This window comes from Aquamicrobium lusatiense, from assembly GCF_014201615.1.
Taxonomy (GTDB): Bacteria; Pseudomonadota; Alphaproteobacteria; order Rhizobiales; family Rhizobiaceae; genus Mesorhizobium; species Mesorhizobium lusatiense.
In genome coordinates, this window is record NZ_JACHEU010000002.1 from 117,474 (window position 1) to 133,164 (window position 15,691).

The window sequence follows — 15,691 nt, forward strand, 5'->3', positions numbered from 1 at the left end:
ATGCCAGCCAAAATATTGGATCATCACCCCGCCACCTGACGCCGGAATCGTGCTGGCCAGGGCGGCGGCTCCATATGGGAAAAGCATGCGCTTCACGCTTCGACAGTTGAGCTATTTCGTCGCCGCCGGAGAAACCGGCAGCGTCACGCGCGCAGCCGAACAGGTCAACATCTCCCAGCCGTCGATTTCGGCGGCGATCTCGCATCTGGAAGTCGAGTTTGGCGTGCAGCTCTTCGTGCGCCATCATGCACAGGGCCTTTCGCTGACGCCTGCCGGACAAAGGCTGCTTGTCGCCGCCAAGAACGCATTGCGCACGACGAACGGGCTCTACGAAGTCGTCAACGCGACGATGAGCGCGGTCACGGGTCCGATCAATGTCGGCTCCTTCCGAACCTTCACGCCGCTGATCATACCGGAGCTCTGGCAGAGCTTCATCGCCAGATATCCGGACGTGCGCATGCACGTCACCGAAGGCAGCGAGGCCGAGTTGCTCGACGGCCTCAGAACCGCGCGGATCGACGTGGCGATGACCTACGAATTCAGCGTGACCGCCGACATGGATTTCGTGCCATTGGCCGAGCTTCCGACCTATGTGCTGCTGGCGGCGGATCATCCTTTTGCCACGCGCCCCAGATTGCGGCTGACGGAACTGGCGGACGAGCCTTTCATCCTGCTCGATCTTCCCCTCACGCGGCAATATTTCCTGTCCCTGTTCGAACGCGCCGGCGTCGCGCCCAGGATCGTCACCGAAACCAGCCTGCCGGCTGCCCTGCGTTCCTATGTCGGGGCGGGAATAGGCTTTTCGATGATGACGGTGCGCCCCCGCAACATGAGCGCGGAGAACGGCTGCCCGCTGGCCTATGTCGAGCTTGACGATGATTGCCCGCCGATGAAACTGGGCCTCGCCAGCCTGAAGGAACTCAAGCGGTCGCGGGTTGCGGAAGCCTTCGAGGAGTTTTGCCGGGAACTCATTCACGGCGGCACCCTGCCCGGCATGGTGCCCATTCCGGCACCACAATCTGCCACCTGAACGAGCTTCCTCGCTTTTTCAAAGGCAGAACACCAGAAAAGCCTTCTTTCGTGTTTGGCCCCGCACTGGAACAATACTGGAGCAGTACCGCCGCCGGGCGGATATTCAACCAGTTGGAAATACGGAGTGCCGGGTTGGACGCGAAGATTGAACAGGCCATCCGCAACAAGTTCCTTGAGGGCATGAGCCATGCGGCCTGCACGGTGAACATCGTCACCACCGACGGGGCGGTCGGGCGCGCAGGCGTTACCGTCTCGGCCATGGCCTCGGTATCCGCCGACAGCGACTGGCCGACCTTGCTCGTATGCGTGCATCACCTGAGCCCAGCAGCGGCAAAGATCGTCGAGAACGGCGTGTTGTGCGTCAACGTCCTCAGGGACGACCAGTCCTATATCTCGGACACATTCGCCGGCCGTTTCCGGGACGAAGTCAGCGACAAGTTCGAATGCACCGAGTGGGTGAACATGCCCTCGGGCGCTCCGCGCATTGCCGATCCGCTCGTTGCCTTCGACTGTCGGCTGATCTCTTCGGAAAAAGTCGGAACCCACTACATTTTCCTATGCGAGGTGCGTGACCTGCATATTGCCCGCTCGGGTTCGCCGCTGATCTACGCCAACCGCGCCTATGGAGCTTCCACGCGCATCGACGGTGCAAGATCCCTCGCGGCCGCCCGCATGAACGCCGGGGCAAAGCTCTCCGTCGGATGCTTTCACACATTCGGTCCCTTCATCATGCCGCGGCTGATCGAGAAGATGGAGGGTATCGGCATCCGCCTGATCGAGGGCGACCAGCGCCGCCTCAGCGAAAGCCTGCGGGCCGGCGAGAGCGAGATCGCCCTGCTCTACGACATGGATCTGGACGACGATCTCGTGAAGATCCCGGTGGACGAGCTGCATCCCTATGTGCTGCTTCCCGACGGACACCGTCTGGCGGCGCAATCGGAAATCGAACCCACGGAACTGGCCGAGGAACCGATGGTGCTGCTCGACGCGCCACCGAGCGCCGATTACTTCGCCGGGATCATGCGCGCGGCCGGCGTCAATCCGCTGATCGCCCATCGCTCGGCCTCGTTTGAAATGGTGCGGGGCATGGTCGGGCATGGGCTCGGCTACGCGCTGCTGGTGACCAAGCCAGCTTCCGACATGACCTATGACGGGCTGAAACTGGTGGTCAGGCCGCTGGTGGGCCAGAACGCGCCGAGTTCCATCGTGATCGCCCATCGCAGGCAGGAAACGCTGTCGGCACCTGCCCGCCGCTTCATCGACTGTTGCCGCGAGGTTTTCATGAAAAAAGCCTCGGTCGCCTGAGGGCGCCGGGGCCGAATGAAATTCGTGGTCCGCTTCAGACCCGACCTTTGGATTGATGCCCTTTAGACCGCCTGCGTCCATTCGGATGCAGGCGGTCTAAACGATAAATAAAGCATTGAAATCACCGAAAACCGGAGTCCACTTTTCGGCCCGATGCTCTGACCTCAATCACGAACCTGTCCGCGTTTCAGGGGAACGGCCAGAACGGCCGCGTCCGCTAAAAGACCGACGAAAGCATGTTCGTCGAGAAGCGCGCTATCGCCTTCTTGCAAAGAGACCGTTTGTGACGATCCCGCGATCTCGCATCCACCCCTGACCGCGAACAGAACGATCATCTCCTCCTGCGCGGTCTCGATATGCTCGCCCCGCGTCAGGATGCGCGCCGGCCCCAGCTTCCACGCATTCCGAGCAGCCATGACGTTGAGAACCCGCACCGGGCCGGATGTCGGATTCCCGTGCGGCGTGAGGCCGGAATCGAAAGTGTAGGGCTGCAGGGGCGCCAGCTCCGCCCTGTGCGTGCCGAAATCGAGCGACAGCGCAGCTCCCTCGATCAGGGTGATGGTGCGCTCCACCCCCGCAAACGCGGAAAACAGCCCGGGTTCTGCAATGGTCGCCCGGCTGACCCTCACCTCGAACGCGTCGCGTGTCGCCTCTTCGGGAAGCAGGCACACTTCATCGGTCGATCCGGTTCCGTTCTTCCAGGGCAGCGTCACGTAATCGCTGGCGGGCAGGTGGCGAATGCTCACAGGCTTGCCTTTCCCGCATCCGGCAAGGCACAGGCTGCCCTTTCGAGCGCGCTGAAGTCCTCCACCGACAGATAGCCGGCTTCCACCGCCAGATCCGCCAGAGCGCGTCCCTGCGCCAGCGTCGCGCCGGCCAGCTCCGCCGCCCGTTCATAACCGATGACCGGCACCATGGGCGTGCACATCGCCGTGCTGGCGTCGAGCAGCGCGCGGCATCGCTCGGGCCGCGCCTTGATCCCGCTCACGCACTGATCGGTCAGCGTACGCATGCCGGCGGCGAGCAGCTTCAGCGCGTCCAGCAGGCTGTGGCCGATCACCGGCTCCATTGCGTTGAGCTGCAACTGACCGGCCTCGGCCGCGAAGCTGACCGTGACGTCATGGCCGATGACCCTGTAGGCGATCTGGCTCACCACCTCCGGGATCACCGGATTGACCTTGCCCGGCATGATCGAGGACCCCGCCTGCACCGCCGGCAGTTCGATCTCGCCAATGCCCGCGCGCGGCCCGCTCGACAGCAGGCGCAGATCGTTGCACATCTTCGACAGCCTGACCGCAAGACGGCGCAGCGCGCCCGAAAGGGAAACAAGCGCCCCCATGTCGGACGATGCATCGATGAAATCTGCCGCAGCCGTGACCGGCAAGCCGGAAATCGCTGCAAGATGGCTGATTGCCGCCGGAGAATATCCGGCCGGCGTGTTGATGCCGGTACCGATCGCCGTACCGCCCAGATTGACGACATGCAGCTCTTCAAGCGCTGCCGACACCTGCCGCGCTTCCTGCTCAAGTCCGGTCGCGAAGGCGGAAAATTCCGCGCCCAGCGACATCGGCACCGCATCCTGAAGCTGCGTGCGGCCAAGCTTGAGCACAGTGGAAAACGCAGTTGCCCTGTCACGCAATGCCGAAATAAGGCGGTCAAGCTCGCTCTTCAGCGGATTGGCGGCAAGTATGAGGGCAAGGCGCAGCGCTGTCGGATAGACGTCATTGGTGGACTGCGACCTATTCACATGATCGTTCGGATGCAGGGCAGCGTAGTCGCCACGGGCGCGGCCCAGCCTGTCCAGCCCAAGATTGGCAATCACCTCATTGGCATTCATGTTGGTGGACGTGCCCGCCCCACCCTGGATCATGTCGACGACGAATGCGTCGTGATGCTGCCCGCCGATCAGCAGCCGGCAGGCCCCTTCAATCGCATCGAGTTTGTCAGCTTCCAGAACACCGAGATCATGATTGGCCCGCGCAGCAGCCAGCTTCACCATGGCAAGAGCGCGCACCAGATCCGGAAAATCACCGACGCGGATGCCGGATATCGGGAAATTCTCGACCGCACGTTGCGTATGAATTCCAAACAGCGACTCGGCAGGAAGGGTGCGGGCGCCGAGCATGTCTCTCTCGGTCCGCAATTCGGCACTGGAATGCATTGTCATGGCGGGGCTGATCAGTCCTGTGTTTCAAGACGCCACATCTCGGGCGCACTTTGGAGAGGGTATGGGCTGAGGGGGATGAAGCCGCCCTCCGGCGTTATGTCAATGCGAATCCTGTCCGGCTGGTACCCGGCCCTCTCCGGAAATCCCGCATATCGACCGGCTCTGGGTTTGCAAAGATCGGGATGCATCTCAAGGCTGCCGTCGGCGCGACGCCTCGTTTCGACCAGCCATCCCCCTCCCAGAAACCGCGCGGCGCCCCGCAGGTCGCCTGAACGGATCGCCGTGCGAATGAGGGTGGAAGAGACCCGGATGCCGGCATGTGCGACCTCCGGCGCGATGCTGACACCGAACCCGCGCAACGCGCCCAACTCCGACAGCATGCGCATGTCCCCGGATCGCTTGTTGCCGAACCGGAAATCGGGGCCGGCAATCACGTGCCGCACGCCCAGAGCCTCCACGAGAATATCATCCACGAATTCGGCAGGCGACATGCCGGCGAACGACCGGTTGAAACGGGGCGAGTAGATGAAATCCACCCCATATGGCGCCATCAGCAATCGCTTGGCGGACGGTGTCGCCAGCCGGAAGGGCTCATCCTGCGTCGCAAAGAAGCTGCGCGGATGGGGTTCGCAGGACATGACCGAAACCGGATGTTTTCCGGCGAGGCCATGCGCCATGTGGACGAGTTGCTGATGTCCCACATGCAGGCCATCGAAATTGCCGAGAATGAGAACGGACCCCCGAAGCGGATGATCGCCGGCGAGGCTTTCCGTGACGATTTCGGGCAGAGCACCCGCTTTGCGCGAGGCGAAGGTGGAAACAACCGGCGACATCATCGGTCAGCAGCCTGTAACTGGACTGCTTCAGATTAGGTCCGCCAACGAAAGAGAAAAAATCGTATGTTTGGGGGCAATGGATCGGAAATTCCGAGGCATTGCCGGGTAAAACTCCCAACCATTTCCCATCATAGCCGGATCAGTCGCGGCTCGAACTGAAACGGCCTGCCGGGCATCGGAGGTTAAAGGCGCACCGCTTCCGATGGCCGCGCGGAGAGAAGCGCTGATTTGCCCTTTGCTTCAGGAAGCTTTCAGAAGATCGGAATAATGCCGCCGGGCGACATCGGGATGTGAGCGCAGCCGGCTTTTCAGCACATTCACCCCGACATCGCGAAACAGCGGATTTTCGGGATCGCTGGCAGGCCCTTTCGCTTCGGCGGCCAGATCCTCGGGAAGGTCGAGAAGGGGAATGGTGGCGTCGAGCCTGGCGCCGAAGAAGAACGGCACCGAATAGCGCTCCGCGCCGCGCGGCGGCGTTACCACGCGGTGCAGCGTCGCGCGCAGATAGCCGTTGGAGGCCAGTTCCAGAAGCTCGCCTATATTGACCACCAGCGTTCCCGGAACGGGCTCGACCTCAACCCATTTGCCGTCATACTCGACCTGCAGCCCTCCGACATTGTCCTGCAGCAGCAGCGTGAGGAAGCCGCCGTCCTTGTGCGCGCCCACGCCCTGATCGTCTCCGGTCTGCTCGCGCCCCGGATAGCGCACGATCTTCATGCGGTGGTTGGCACCCTCGCCATAGATCGGCTCGAAAACGTCTTGCGGCTGTTCCAGGGAAACGGCAAAGGCCTTGAGCAGGCGGATCGCCACCTCGGCCACCTTCGACTGCCATTCGAGAATGGCCGGCCGCAGTTCGGGCAGCGCCTGCGGCCACTGGTTCGGCCCGTGCAGCCGCGTCCAGGCCGGCTGGCCGCCATTCTGCTTCACCGGCTCGCGTTCGATGCCGAAATCCAGCTGCTCGCGCCAGTCGGCCTGCCCGCGGGTGCGCTCGCCGGCAACGCGCGTATAGCCGCGGAACTGTGACGAGTTCACCATCTCGATACCGAGCTTGTCCTGTTCCGGCAGATCGAAAAAACGCCGCGACAGCTCGAACAGCCGGTCGATCTCATCCAGCGTTATGCCGTGGCCATCGAGATAGAAGAAGCCGACATCGCGGGCAGCATAGCGCAGATCCCTCAGGAAGGCCGTGCGGTCCGCCGGGCCGGATTCGAAGAGGGAAAGATCGAGGATGGGGAAAAGACGGGCCAATTTATGCCTCCTTCCGCAATGTTGTCGATGAAACAGGCGTCGCGCCGCGAGCCTTGGATTTTGGTATCATCGGGGACGGCCGGAACCGGGAAAAGAACAGCCATCCCCCTATCGTCTCCTCCAATGACAAGAGCTGCTAATCGCAGCCCCTGTCGTGGAAGCCGTTTTCTTGCCGTGCCGATCAGCCTGCCTTGCCGAACAGCTTTTCCACCAGCGGCGCATGATGCGCCTCAGCCACATCCGGATGGGAGCGCAGGCGGCTTTTCAGGTGGTTGATGCCAACCTCGCGGAAGATCGGGTTCAGCGGATCGACGCTGATGCCGCGCTCCTTGCGTTGCAGTTCTTCGGGGAGATCAATGACGGGAATGGTGGCGTCGTAGCGCGCGCCGAGGAAGAAGGCGACCGAGAAGCGCTCCACGCCGGCCGGCGGCACCACCACGTCATGCACGTCGGCGCGCACGAAGCCGTTGGTCGCCAGTTCCAGCAGTTCGCCCGTATTGATGACGAAGGTGCCCGGCACAGGCGGCGCCTCGATCCACTCGCCTTCCTCGGTGCGCACCCGCAGGCCCGGAACCGTATCCTGCAGCAGAACGGTGACGAAGCCGCCATCCTTGTGCGCGCCGACGCCCTGATCGCTGTCGGCCGCATCCCGGCCGGGATAGCGGATGATCTTCAGAAGCTGCGACGGCGACGGCTCGTAGATCGGCGCAAACACGTCCTCCGGCTGGCCGAGCGTCACCGCGATGGCCTTGAGCACGTCGATGCCGATGCGCGTGACCTCCGCCTGATAGGCGAGAAGAAGCGGCTTCAGTTCGGGCAGCGCCTGGTCCGGCCACTGGTTGGGGCCGCGCAGATGCAGCCATGGCTGGTCCTCCGGCACGTTGGCCACAGCCTCGCCCTCGGTGTTGATGTCGAGCTGCTCGCGCCAGTCCTTCTCGCCGCGCGTATGCTCGCTGCCGGCGCGGTTGTAGCCGCGGAAATGCGGCGACCGGATCATCTCGATCTTCAGCTTCTCATCCAGCGGCAGCGCGAAGAACTTCTTGGCCGTGGCGACCACCTCGGAAATCAGGTCCGGATCGACGCCATGTCCGGTGAGATAGAAGAAGCCGTGGTCATGCAGGATATCGCGCAGCTCGTCGATGAACTTCGCCCGCTCTTCCGGCCCCTCATGAAAGCGCCCGATGTCGACGACCGGAAGGTTTGGAACGGTGGTGTGAACGGTCATTCTCGTCTCCTTGGCATGAATTCGATGGTGTAGCTGCGCATCACCCACGGCCATGCTGCGGCCGGCCGGAAAGGCGGCGCTCCAGCCTGCGGCTGTAACGGGACCCGACGAAGCAGAAGGTGAAGTAGATTGCCGCCACCAGCAGATAGGCCTCGTCGTAGAAGCCCAGCCATTTCGGGTCGGTGGCGGATGCCTTGGCGGCGTTGAGCAGATCGAAGATGCCGATCACCGCCAGCAGCGAGGTTGCGAGCAGGAAGCCGATGGCGAGGTTGACGATGCCGGGAATGACCACCCGAAGCGCCTGCGGCAGGATGACGAGCTGCATCGAGCGCCAGTAACCGAGACCAAGCGCGGTGGCGGCCTCGTACTGGCCGGGCGGAATGGTCTGCAAGCCACCGCGGACCACTTCCGCCAGATAGGCGGCCCAGAACAGCGCGATCATGATCATGGCGCGGAAAGTCTTGTCGAGGGTGATGCCTTCCGGCAGCGCCATCGGCACGATCAGCATGGCGACATAGAGGATGGCCACCATCGGCGTGCCGCGCATCAGCTCGATATAGCCGATCGCCAGCGTGCGCAGGCCGCCCATCTTCGAGCGCCGCGCCAGCGCCAGAAGCACGGCGAGCGGCATCGCCACTGCAAAACACACGGTCCACACCAGAAGCGTGACGGGCAGGCCGCCCCACTGGTTGGACGGAACGATGCGCCCGCCCGGCCAGCCGCTCATCAAAAGCCACGAGCCGCCGATGGCGCCGAACCATGCGATCAGCAGACCCCGGTTCCAGAAGCGCGGCAGCACGCTGGCCGTCACCAGCGCCAGAAGCAGCAGAATGACGAACAGCGGCCGCCAGTGCAGGTCGGGCGGATAGAAGGCGAAGAAGATGAAGCGCAACTTGGTACCGATGAAGGCCCAGCAGGCCCCGGCGCGTGCGGCACAGTCCGCCGAAGTACCGCTCCATGTCGCGTCGATCAGCGCCCAGCGCAGCAGGGACGGAACCGTCCACACCAGAAAGGCGGTGGTCACGATGGTGATCGCCGTATTGAGCTTCGTGCCGAACAGCCCGTCCGCCAGCCTTGCGCGCAGGGGCGGCCTGACCGTTCCGGGACCGGCACCGAATTGCGTTTCGGCCTCGATCACGCTCATGCCGGCCCTCCCCCGCGCAGCGCCACGCGGTTGTTGTAGATGTTCATGAGCGCCGACAGGACGAGGTTGAGCGCCAGATAGACCGCGATCATGATGATCAGCGCCTCGAACGCCTGGCCCGTGGTGTTGGCGGTGGTGTTGACCACGCTGACGAGGTCGGGATAGCCGATGGCGACCGCGAGGCTGGAATCCTTGGTGAGGTCCAGATAGTTCGAGGTCGTCAGCGGCGTGATGACCCGGAGCGCCTGCGGCAGCACCACCAGACGCATGATCTGCCCCTCATGCAGGCCGAGCGCACGGGCGGCTTCCCACTGCCCCTGCTTCACCGATTCGATGCCGGCCCGCACGATCTCGGCGATTGAAGCGGAGAACTTCACGGTAAGCCCCGTCAGCAATGCAGCGAATTCGGGCGACAGGCTCCAGCCCCCGCGAATATTGAAGCCGGCCAGCCTCGGCACCTCGAACTGCACGGACGCACCGCCGAGCCGGAAGACGAGCGCTGCCGCGATAAAGGCGCCAGGAATGACAAGCAGCGCACGTTTCAAACCGAGTTGCGAACGCCGCGCGGAAACGACAAGCGATCCCACAAAAGCAGTCACCACGGCGGCAAGGCCGAGCCATGTCGAAACCGAAGCGCCTTCGACCACGGGACCGGGCACGTAAATGCCACGTCCGCTCAGGAAAACGGCATCGAACAGCGTCAGCGCCTGTCGCGGCGCGGGCAGCGCCTTGGCGACTGAAATCCAGAAGAAGAGCTGGAGCAGCAGCGGCGTGTTGCGCACGATCTCGATGTACCAGCGCACGATGCCGGCAAGCAGCAGATTGCCGGAAAGACCGGCGACGCCGAGAAAGACGCCGAGCACGGTGGCCAGCACGCAGCCGAGCAGCGCTACTTTCAGCGTGTTGAGAACGCCCACCAGCATGGCGCGCGCATAGGTGTCGCCCGCCTTGAAGGAAATGGCCTGCTCGCCGATCTCGAAATTGGCCGAGCGCCACAGGAAATCGAAGCCGGGGCTGATGCCGATGCGCGCCATGGAGGCGGCGATGGTCGATCCGAGCCCGTAGAACAGCGCAATCACCGCGACGATGACGGCGACCTGCGCCAGAGGCCGGGGACCCCACCAGCCCGCCAGCCTGCTGAAAGCACCGGGCCGACGGCCCGGTGCGATGTCGAAATGCGTGGTCATGAGCGCCTGTTCGGCCGCTCTCAGCGGAACGGCGGCGAATAGAGCAGGCCGCCGTCGGTCCACAGGCTGTTATAGCCCCGCTCCCAGCCGAGCGGCTTCAGATGGCGGTCGAAGATCTCGCCGTAATTGCCCACCGTCTTGATGATGTTGTAGGCCCATTTCGGATCGAGGCCGATCGCCTCGCCCAGCGACTTGTCAACGCCCAGGAAGCGCTGGATCGCCGGGTCCTCGCTCTTGAGAAACTCGTCGACATTCTGGCTGGTGATGCCCCATTCTTCAGCCTGAATGGTTGCATTGACCGTCCAGTTGACGATTTCCAGCCAGCGGTCGTCTCCACCCGCGATTGCCGGGGCCAGCGGTTCCTTCGACAGGCGCTCGGGCAGAACGACATAGTCATCCGGCTTCTTGAGCTGCGTCAGCTTGCCGACAAGGTCGGAACTGTCCTGCGTGATCGCGTCGACGCGGCCGGATTCGAGCGCGGCGATGAATTCGCCGGTATCCTCGATGGTCACGGGGGTGAAGCTATGGCCGGTCTTGCGGAAGAAATCTGCGATGTTCAGCTCTCCGGTCGTGCCGCTCTGGATGCCGATGGTGGCGCCGTCGAGGTCGGCCGCCTTTTCGACGCCCAGATCCTTGCGCACCAGCAACCCCTGCCCGTCATAGAAGATGGTCGGGCCGAAATGGAAGCCGAGCTGGAAGGCGCGCGTGATGGTCACGGTGACGCCCGAAAGCAGGATGTCGAACTCACCGGCCTGAAGTGCCGGCAGACGCTGCTGCGGCGAGGACGAGGTGAACTCGACCTTTTCCGGATCGCCGAATACGGCGATGGAAAGCGCCCGCCCGTAGTCGATGAAGAAGCCCTGCCAGCGGCCGTTGGAATCCGGTGCGAAGAAGCCCGGCGTCGTGCCGACGCCGACCTTGATGGCCCCGCGCTGGTTGATGCGGTCGAGCGTCGGACCGGCGATGGCGGAGGTGGAAACCAGCGCCGTGGCCAGTGCCGCGGTCGCCGTCACCAGCTTCGTCCAGCGCAGGCCGGAAGCGAGAATGGATGTCATGTTGTCGTCTCCTGAGCGGTTCGGTCCGTGGACGGAGCGGCGGGAGACCGTCTCCGTGACATGCTCAGGATAGCCGGCGCGCGCGCCCGATTAAGGAACAGGCATCTAATTAGACGCCGATCCGGCGAGTGTTTTTCTCACCATGCGCATCTGGCAGGCAGCGCTTGTCAGGGGCAGGATTACGTCTGACGATCACCCTTCTTCGAAAATCAGCACCGACGCGATCCCGGTGCCCTTGTGCTGCGGCGCAAGCCATCATGCTGCTTCGAGAAGGTTTGCCGCGGCGATCAGCAACGGGTCCTGCGCGCGTGATTGCAGGAAAGCGAACATCACCCTGACCTCGTCACCCACCTGACAGATCACGTCGACCTCGCCGTCCTGCCTCGCCTGCCTGGCTGTATCGGCATGCAGGAGCCCGATGCCGACACCTCCGGCGATCAGAGATCGCGTCACCTTTTCCCTGTCGATGCCGATCGTCCTGCGCGGCCGGAACTGATAGCGGCGAAACAGGCTTTCCGCCGCGTGGCCGCAGCAGGATGCGCCGACGGTGGGGTATATCCACGGCAGTTCCGCCATGGCCTGCCAGTCCGGCTCGTCCGAAACCGGCAACAGCCCCGCCGGCGCAGCCAGATAAATGGCGAAGCCGCCGACCTGGATCGTTTTCATATCTTCAGGCGGGTCTGCCGGCTCGTTGTAGAACCCGGCGTCCAGCCTGCCGCTTCGAATGCCGTCCAGCACGTCGAGGGAATGGCCATGCTCCAGATCCACCTCGACTTCGGGGTATCGCTCCGATAGCCGCATCAACAACCGCCCGACGGCGTCAGTGCCCGAATTGCTACCGCCGCCTATGCGCAGCCTGCCGCTCAGCTGCCCCCTTATGCGTGTCGCTTCCTCGATCAGTTCCCGGTGTGCCTGCAGGGTCTGCTCCGCTCTGGCAAGCAGCCGCTCGCCATCGGGCGTCAGCGTCATTCCGCGCGGCGTGCGGGCGAAGAGCGTCAGGCCGAGCGTGTCCTCGATGGCCTTGATGTGAGCACTGACGGCAGGCTGGCTCAGATAAAGCCGTTCCGACGCGCGGGTTATGCTGCCCTCGCACGCCACGGCTATGAAAGTTTTGAGCTGATGGATCTCCATATCTGCCTGCCTCGCCGTAACCGCTGTTCAGCCCTGCCGGAACATGCCCAGCACATGCCACCATGCCAGATCGAGCGGCAGCAGCACCAGCACCGTTACCGCAAAAAGCGCCAGACACAGCCGCGTCACCGCGCGCGGGGCCAGATCGGCGATCTGGGTGGCCGTGACCAGCGGCGGCGCCTGATAGGGCAGGAGCACGCTGGAGAAAGCCAGCACCTGCGTCATCAGGATGGTTGCGAGCGGCAGGCCGGTGACGGCGGCGAGATGCCCGGCACCCGGCGTGAGCACCGCCGGCACGCCCGGCAGATTGGTGACGGCAGCCACCAGCGACGAGATCGCCAGAAGGGCGGCGACGTTGTGGAATGCTTGGTCCGGAGCGAAGCCGGCATGTTCGCCGAGCGCCGCCACGATGGTTTCGCCAAGCCCGGTGGAGGCGATGACCGCCCCCAGCCCCATGATGCCGGCAACGAAGAACAGGGTCGCATAATTGATCTCTTCGTTGAGGCATTTGGGCGACGTCAGGCCGCTGCCGGGCCACAGGCACCAGATGGCGCCCGCCAGCGCGATCCAGCCCGGCGACACATGATGCAAGGCATCGGTCAACCACAGGAGCAGCGAAACGACGAGAAGGACGGCAAGATGCCGTTCGCGCCGGCTCAGCGGCTGGGCGGCCCCGACATCGGAGGCAGCACGCAGCGGCGCGCGATCGGGAAACATCCACAGGATGAGGCCGACGAGCGCTGCCGCCTTGCCGGCACCCAGCACCGGGAAATGCAGCACCAGATAGTCGAAATAGCCGATGCGGAACCCGTAGAGGCTTTCCGCCGTGCCGGCGAGGATCATGTTGGGCGTATTGGCCGGCAAGATGGCATAGGCTGGGATGCAGGTTCCGAAAGCCCCTGCCATCAGCATGCCGGTGCGCCCCGCCGATCCTTCGCCGTAACCCATATGGTCTGCCAGCGACAGGATGATCGGCACCAGCAGCACGATGCGCCCCATCGAGGATGGCAGGAAGAACGCAAGCGCGAGGCTGAAGGCGACGACGCCAGCGATCACGCTGCCGTACCGGCGCCCCAGCACGCCGGCAAGCAGCGACGCCATGCGCTGCCCGAGCCCGGTGAAGCGGATGGAACTGCCCATCACCATGCCGCCGAACAAAAGCCACAGCGTGGATGACTGGAACGCGCCCAGCACCACCTGCGGCGATGCCACCTGCAGGACGATCGCGACCACGAAGAAGACAAGCGCAGGCAGATATTCCGGCACCGCCGCCGTCGCCCACATACCGATGCAGAACACGCCCAGGCCCGCCGCGACGGCCATTTCCGGCGGCAGATGCAGGCCCGTCAAGATGGCGGCAAGACCGCTCGCCGCCAGTATGATCGCGCTCTTCCAGCGCGGATCGCGGCGCAGCCTCAGCTTGTGGTTTTCGGCAGCGGCGGTATGGGACATTGTGTTCAGGCTTTGCATTGATCGTTGCCGACTGTGCCGCATCCACTATCGTGCAATCCAATCGTAGTTTCGGAGCCCGACCCTCGCGAAAATGGATGGCCATTACACAGCCGCGCCTGCAACTCCACTGCATTAGTATCAAGAACCGTAAAACCGGTGCAGGACGCCTCCCCTGCGCTTGGCATAGCGCAGGGTTCTGCAATAGGTTGCGAACCCGGATTCGAAGCTGATCCCGGTTTGGCTCCTTCGGCGTTGCCCCCGCGCCATCAGATGCTTCCCTGGACGACGAGCAGGAAACAGAATGAAAGCATTCATGGCGGACCTCTTTGCCGGGGTTGTTCTGCTGTTTGCGCGGGCAGTCACGGCCGTCAGGGCGATCTGGGATGAGAACGGCCCGCCACGCCGGCAATCGGTCTACTTCGCCAACCACGCCAGTCACGGCGACTTCATTCTGATATGGGCGGTGCTGCCGCCGCGCCTGCGGCGGCGCGTGCGCCCTGTCGCCGGCGCCGACTACTGGCTGAAGTCGCCACTGAGGCGCTTCATCGGTCAGGATGTCTTCAACGCCGTGCTCATTCAGCGCGTGCGCGAGGAACGCGACAACGACCCCATCGAAATGATGGCAGAAGCGCTGGACGAACACGCCTCGCTGATCTTCTTTCCCGAAGGCACCCGCAACCAGACGGACCTGCCCCTGCTGCCGTTCAAGACAGGGCTGTTTCATCTGGCGAGCGCCCGCCCCGACGTCGACCTCGTGCCGGTGTGGATCGCCAATCTCAACCGGGTCATGCCGAAGGGCGAATTCGTGCCGGTTCCGCTGATCTGCACCACCACCTTCGGCCCGCCGCTTCGCCTTCAGGCCGGCGAGGACAAGGAAGCCTTCATCGAACGCGCGCAGGCCGCCCTGCTCGCGCTGGCGCCCAAAGCGGAGGGCCCAAAAGTGGAGGGTAATGCCCAATGAGCACCACCTGGCATGACATGTTTCTGCTGCTGCTCGGTATCGGCGGCGTGCTGGTGCTGGCCTCGCTCGTCGGGCGCATCCTGCAATGGCGGCTTTCCCCGGACGGCTCCAACAGCACCATCGAAAACCTGAACGCACGCATCAACGCCTGGTGGATCATGGCGATCCTCATCGCCATCGCCTTCATCGCCGGACGCGTCGGGGTGCTGGTACTGTTCGCCTTCTGCTCCTTCGCCGCCCTGCGCGAATTCGTGACGCTGACCAACACCCGCCGCGCCGACCACTGGGCACTGGCGACGGCCTTCTTCGTCGTCGTGCCGCTTCAGTATTTCCTGTTGTGGAAAGAGGAGTACGGCATCTTCAGCGTGTTCATCCCGGTCTATGCGTTCCTTTTGATGCCGATCATCGCGGTGATCCGTGGCGACACCCACAACTTCCTCGTCCGCATCGCCGAGCTGCAATGGGCGCTGATGATCTGCGTGTTCTGCGCCTCGCATGTGCCGGCGCTGCTGACCCTGAACATTCCGGGCTTCGAGGGCCGCAACGTCCTGCTGATCGCCTTCCTCGTCATCGTCGTGCAATTGAGCGACGTGCTGCAATATGTGTGGGGCAAGCTCTTCGGCCGCACGAAGATCGCGCCCAACCTTTCGCCTTCAAAAACAGTCGAGGGGTTTGTCGGCGGCGTCGCCTCGGCAACTCTAATTGGGGCGGGCCTGTGGTGGATCACGCCGTTCACGCCCGTTCAGGCCGGCATCATGGCCTTCGTCATTGCCATGATGGGCTTCTTCGGCGGGCTGGTGATGTCGGCGATCAAGCGTGATCGCGGCGTCAAGGACTGGGGCCATCTGATCGACGGGCATGGCGGGCTGATCGACCGGCTGGATTCGGTCGTCTTCTCGGCGCCCGTCTTCTTCCACCTCACGCGCTACTGGTGGTCGCTGTCATGAA

At 63.6% G+C, this 15,691-nt stretch carries 14 protein-coding genes; 4 read left to right on the forward strand and 10 right to left on the reverse strand.

Annotation, left to right across the window (positions count from 1 at the left end; genetic code table 11):
- Positions 1-85 precede the first annotated feature (85 nt).
- Together HNR59_RS14575 and HNR59_RS14580 are read left to right on the forward strand one after the other, a co-directional pair.
- Positions 86-1,030, forward strand: a complete 945-nt coding sequence (locus HNR59_RS14575; protein ID WP_183831752.1) for a LysR family transcriptional regulator — start codon at positions 86-88, stop codon at positions 1,028-1,030.
- 134 nt (positions 1,031-1,164) lie between these two features.
- Complete coding sequence (locus HNR59_RS14580; RefSeq protein WP_183831753.1) at positions 1,165-2,337, forward strand: LysR substrate-binding domain-containing protein; 1,173 nt, start codon at positions 1,165-1,167, stop codon at positions 2,335-2,337.
- Positions 2,338-2,501: 164 nt separating this feature from the next.
- On the opposite strand, the gene HNR59_RS14585 is transcribed toward HNR59_RS14580, so the two are convergent.
- From HNR59_RS14585 to HNR59_RS14630, 10 genes are all read right to left on the reverse strand, one after another.
- Entirely contained in the window at positions 2,502-3,083 is a 582-nt protein-coding gene (locus HNR59_RS14585) for a HutD family protein (RefSeq protein WP_183831754.1), read from the reverse strand.
- Positions 3,080-4,504: an aspartate ammonia-lyase gene (locus HNR59_RS14590; protein WP_183831755.1), complete on the reverse strand. Its 1,425-nt coding sequence runs from the start codon at positions 4,502-4,504 to the stop codon at positions 3,080-3,082. Before HNR59_RS14590 ends, HNR59_RS14585 begins: the two co-directional genes overlap by 4 nt.
- An 11-nt stretch (positions 4,505-4,515) precedes the next feature.
- The gene (locus tag HNR59_RS14595) at positions 4,516-5,340 is read right to left on the reverse strand and encodes a hypothetical protein (RefSeq protein ID WP_183831756.1); all 825 of its coding nucleotides are present in this window, start codon (positions 5,338-5,340) and stop codon (positions 4,516-4,518) included.
- 240 nt (positions 5,341-5,580) lie between these two features.
- Positions 5,581-6,588 (reverse strand): isopenicillin N synthase family dioxygenase, encoded by a 1,008-nt coding sequence (locus HNR59_RS14600; RefSeq protein WP_183831757.1) that lies wholly within the window; start codon positions 6,586-6,588, stop codon positions 5,581-5,583.
- 181 nt (positions 6,589-6,769) lie between these two features.
- Positions 6,770-7,813 carry an isopenicillin N synthase family dioxygenase gene (locus HNR59_RS14605; protein ID WP_183831758.1) on the reverse strand — a complete coding sequence of 348 codons (1,044 nt, stop codon included), beginning with the start codon at positions 7,811-7,813 and terminating at the stop codon, positions 6,770-6,772.
- A 40-nt stretch (positions 7,814-7,853) separates the two neighbouring features.
- Positions 7,854-8,957, reverse strand: a complete 1,104-nt coding sequence (locus HNR59_RS14610; protein ID WP_183831759.1) for an amino acid ABC transporter permease — start codon at positions 8,955-8,957, stop codon at positions 7,854-7,856.
- Positions 8,954-10,144, reverse strand: a complete 1,191-nt coding sequence (locus HNR59_RS14615; RefSeq protein ID WP_183831760.1) for an amino acid ABC transporter permease — start codon at positions 10,142-10,144, stop codon at positions 8,954-8,956. Before HNR59_RS14615 ends, HNR59_RS14610 begins: the two co-directional genes overlap by 4 nt.
- Before the next feature lie 20 nt (positions 10,145-10,164).
- Positions 10,165-11,199 (reverse strand): amino acid ABC transporter substrate-binding protein, encoded by a 1,035-nt coding sequence (locus HNR59_RS14620; protein ID WP_183831761.1) that lies wholly within the window; start codon positions 11,197-11,199, stop codon positions 10,165-10,167.
- Between the two features lie 255 nt (positions 11,200-11,454).
- Positions 11,455-12,330, reverse strand: a complete 876-nt coding sequence (locus HNR59_RS14625) for a LysR family transcriptional regulator (RefSeq protein ID WP_183831762.1) — start codon at positions 12,328-12,330, stop codon at positions 11,455-11,457.
- A 27-nt stretch (positions 12,331-12,357) separates the two neighbouring features.
- Positions 12,358-13,782, reverse strand: coding sequence for an SLC13 family permease (locus HNR59_RS14630; protein ID WP_183831763.1), 1,425 nt, complete (start codon positions 13,780-13,782; stop codon positions 12,358-12,360).
- A 301-nt stretch (positions 13,783-14,083) separates the two neighbouring features.
- On the opposite strand from HNR59_RS14630, the gene HNR59_RS14635 reads away from it, so the two are divergent.
- Entirely contained in the window at positions 14,084-14,743 is a 660-nt protein-coding gene (locus tag HNR59_RS14635) for a lysophospholipid acyltransferase family protein (RefSeq protein WP_183831764.1), read from the forward strand.
- Positions 14,740-15,690 (forward strand): phosphatidate cytidylyltransferase, encoded by a 951-nt coding sequence (locus HNR59_RS14640; protein ID WP_183831765.1) that lies wholly within the window; start codon positions 14,740-14,742, stop codon positions 15,688-15,690. The genes HNR59_RS14635 and HNR59_RS14640 overlap by 4 nt, the downstream gene beginning before the upstream one ends.
- The last annotated feature ends 1 nt before the right edge of the window (position 15,691 follow it).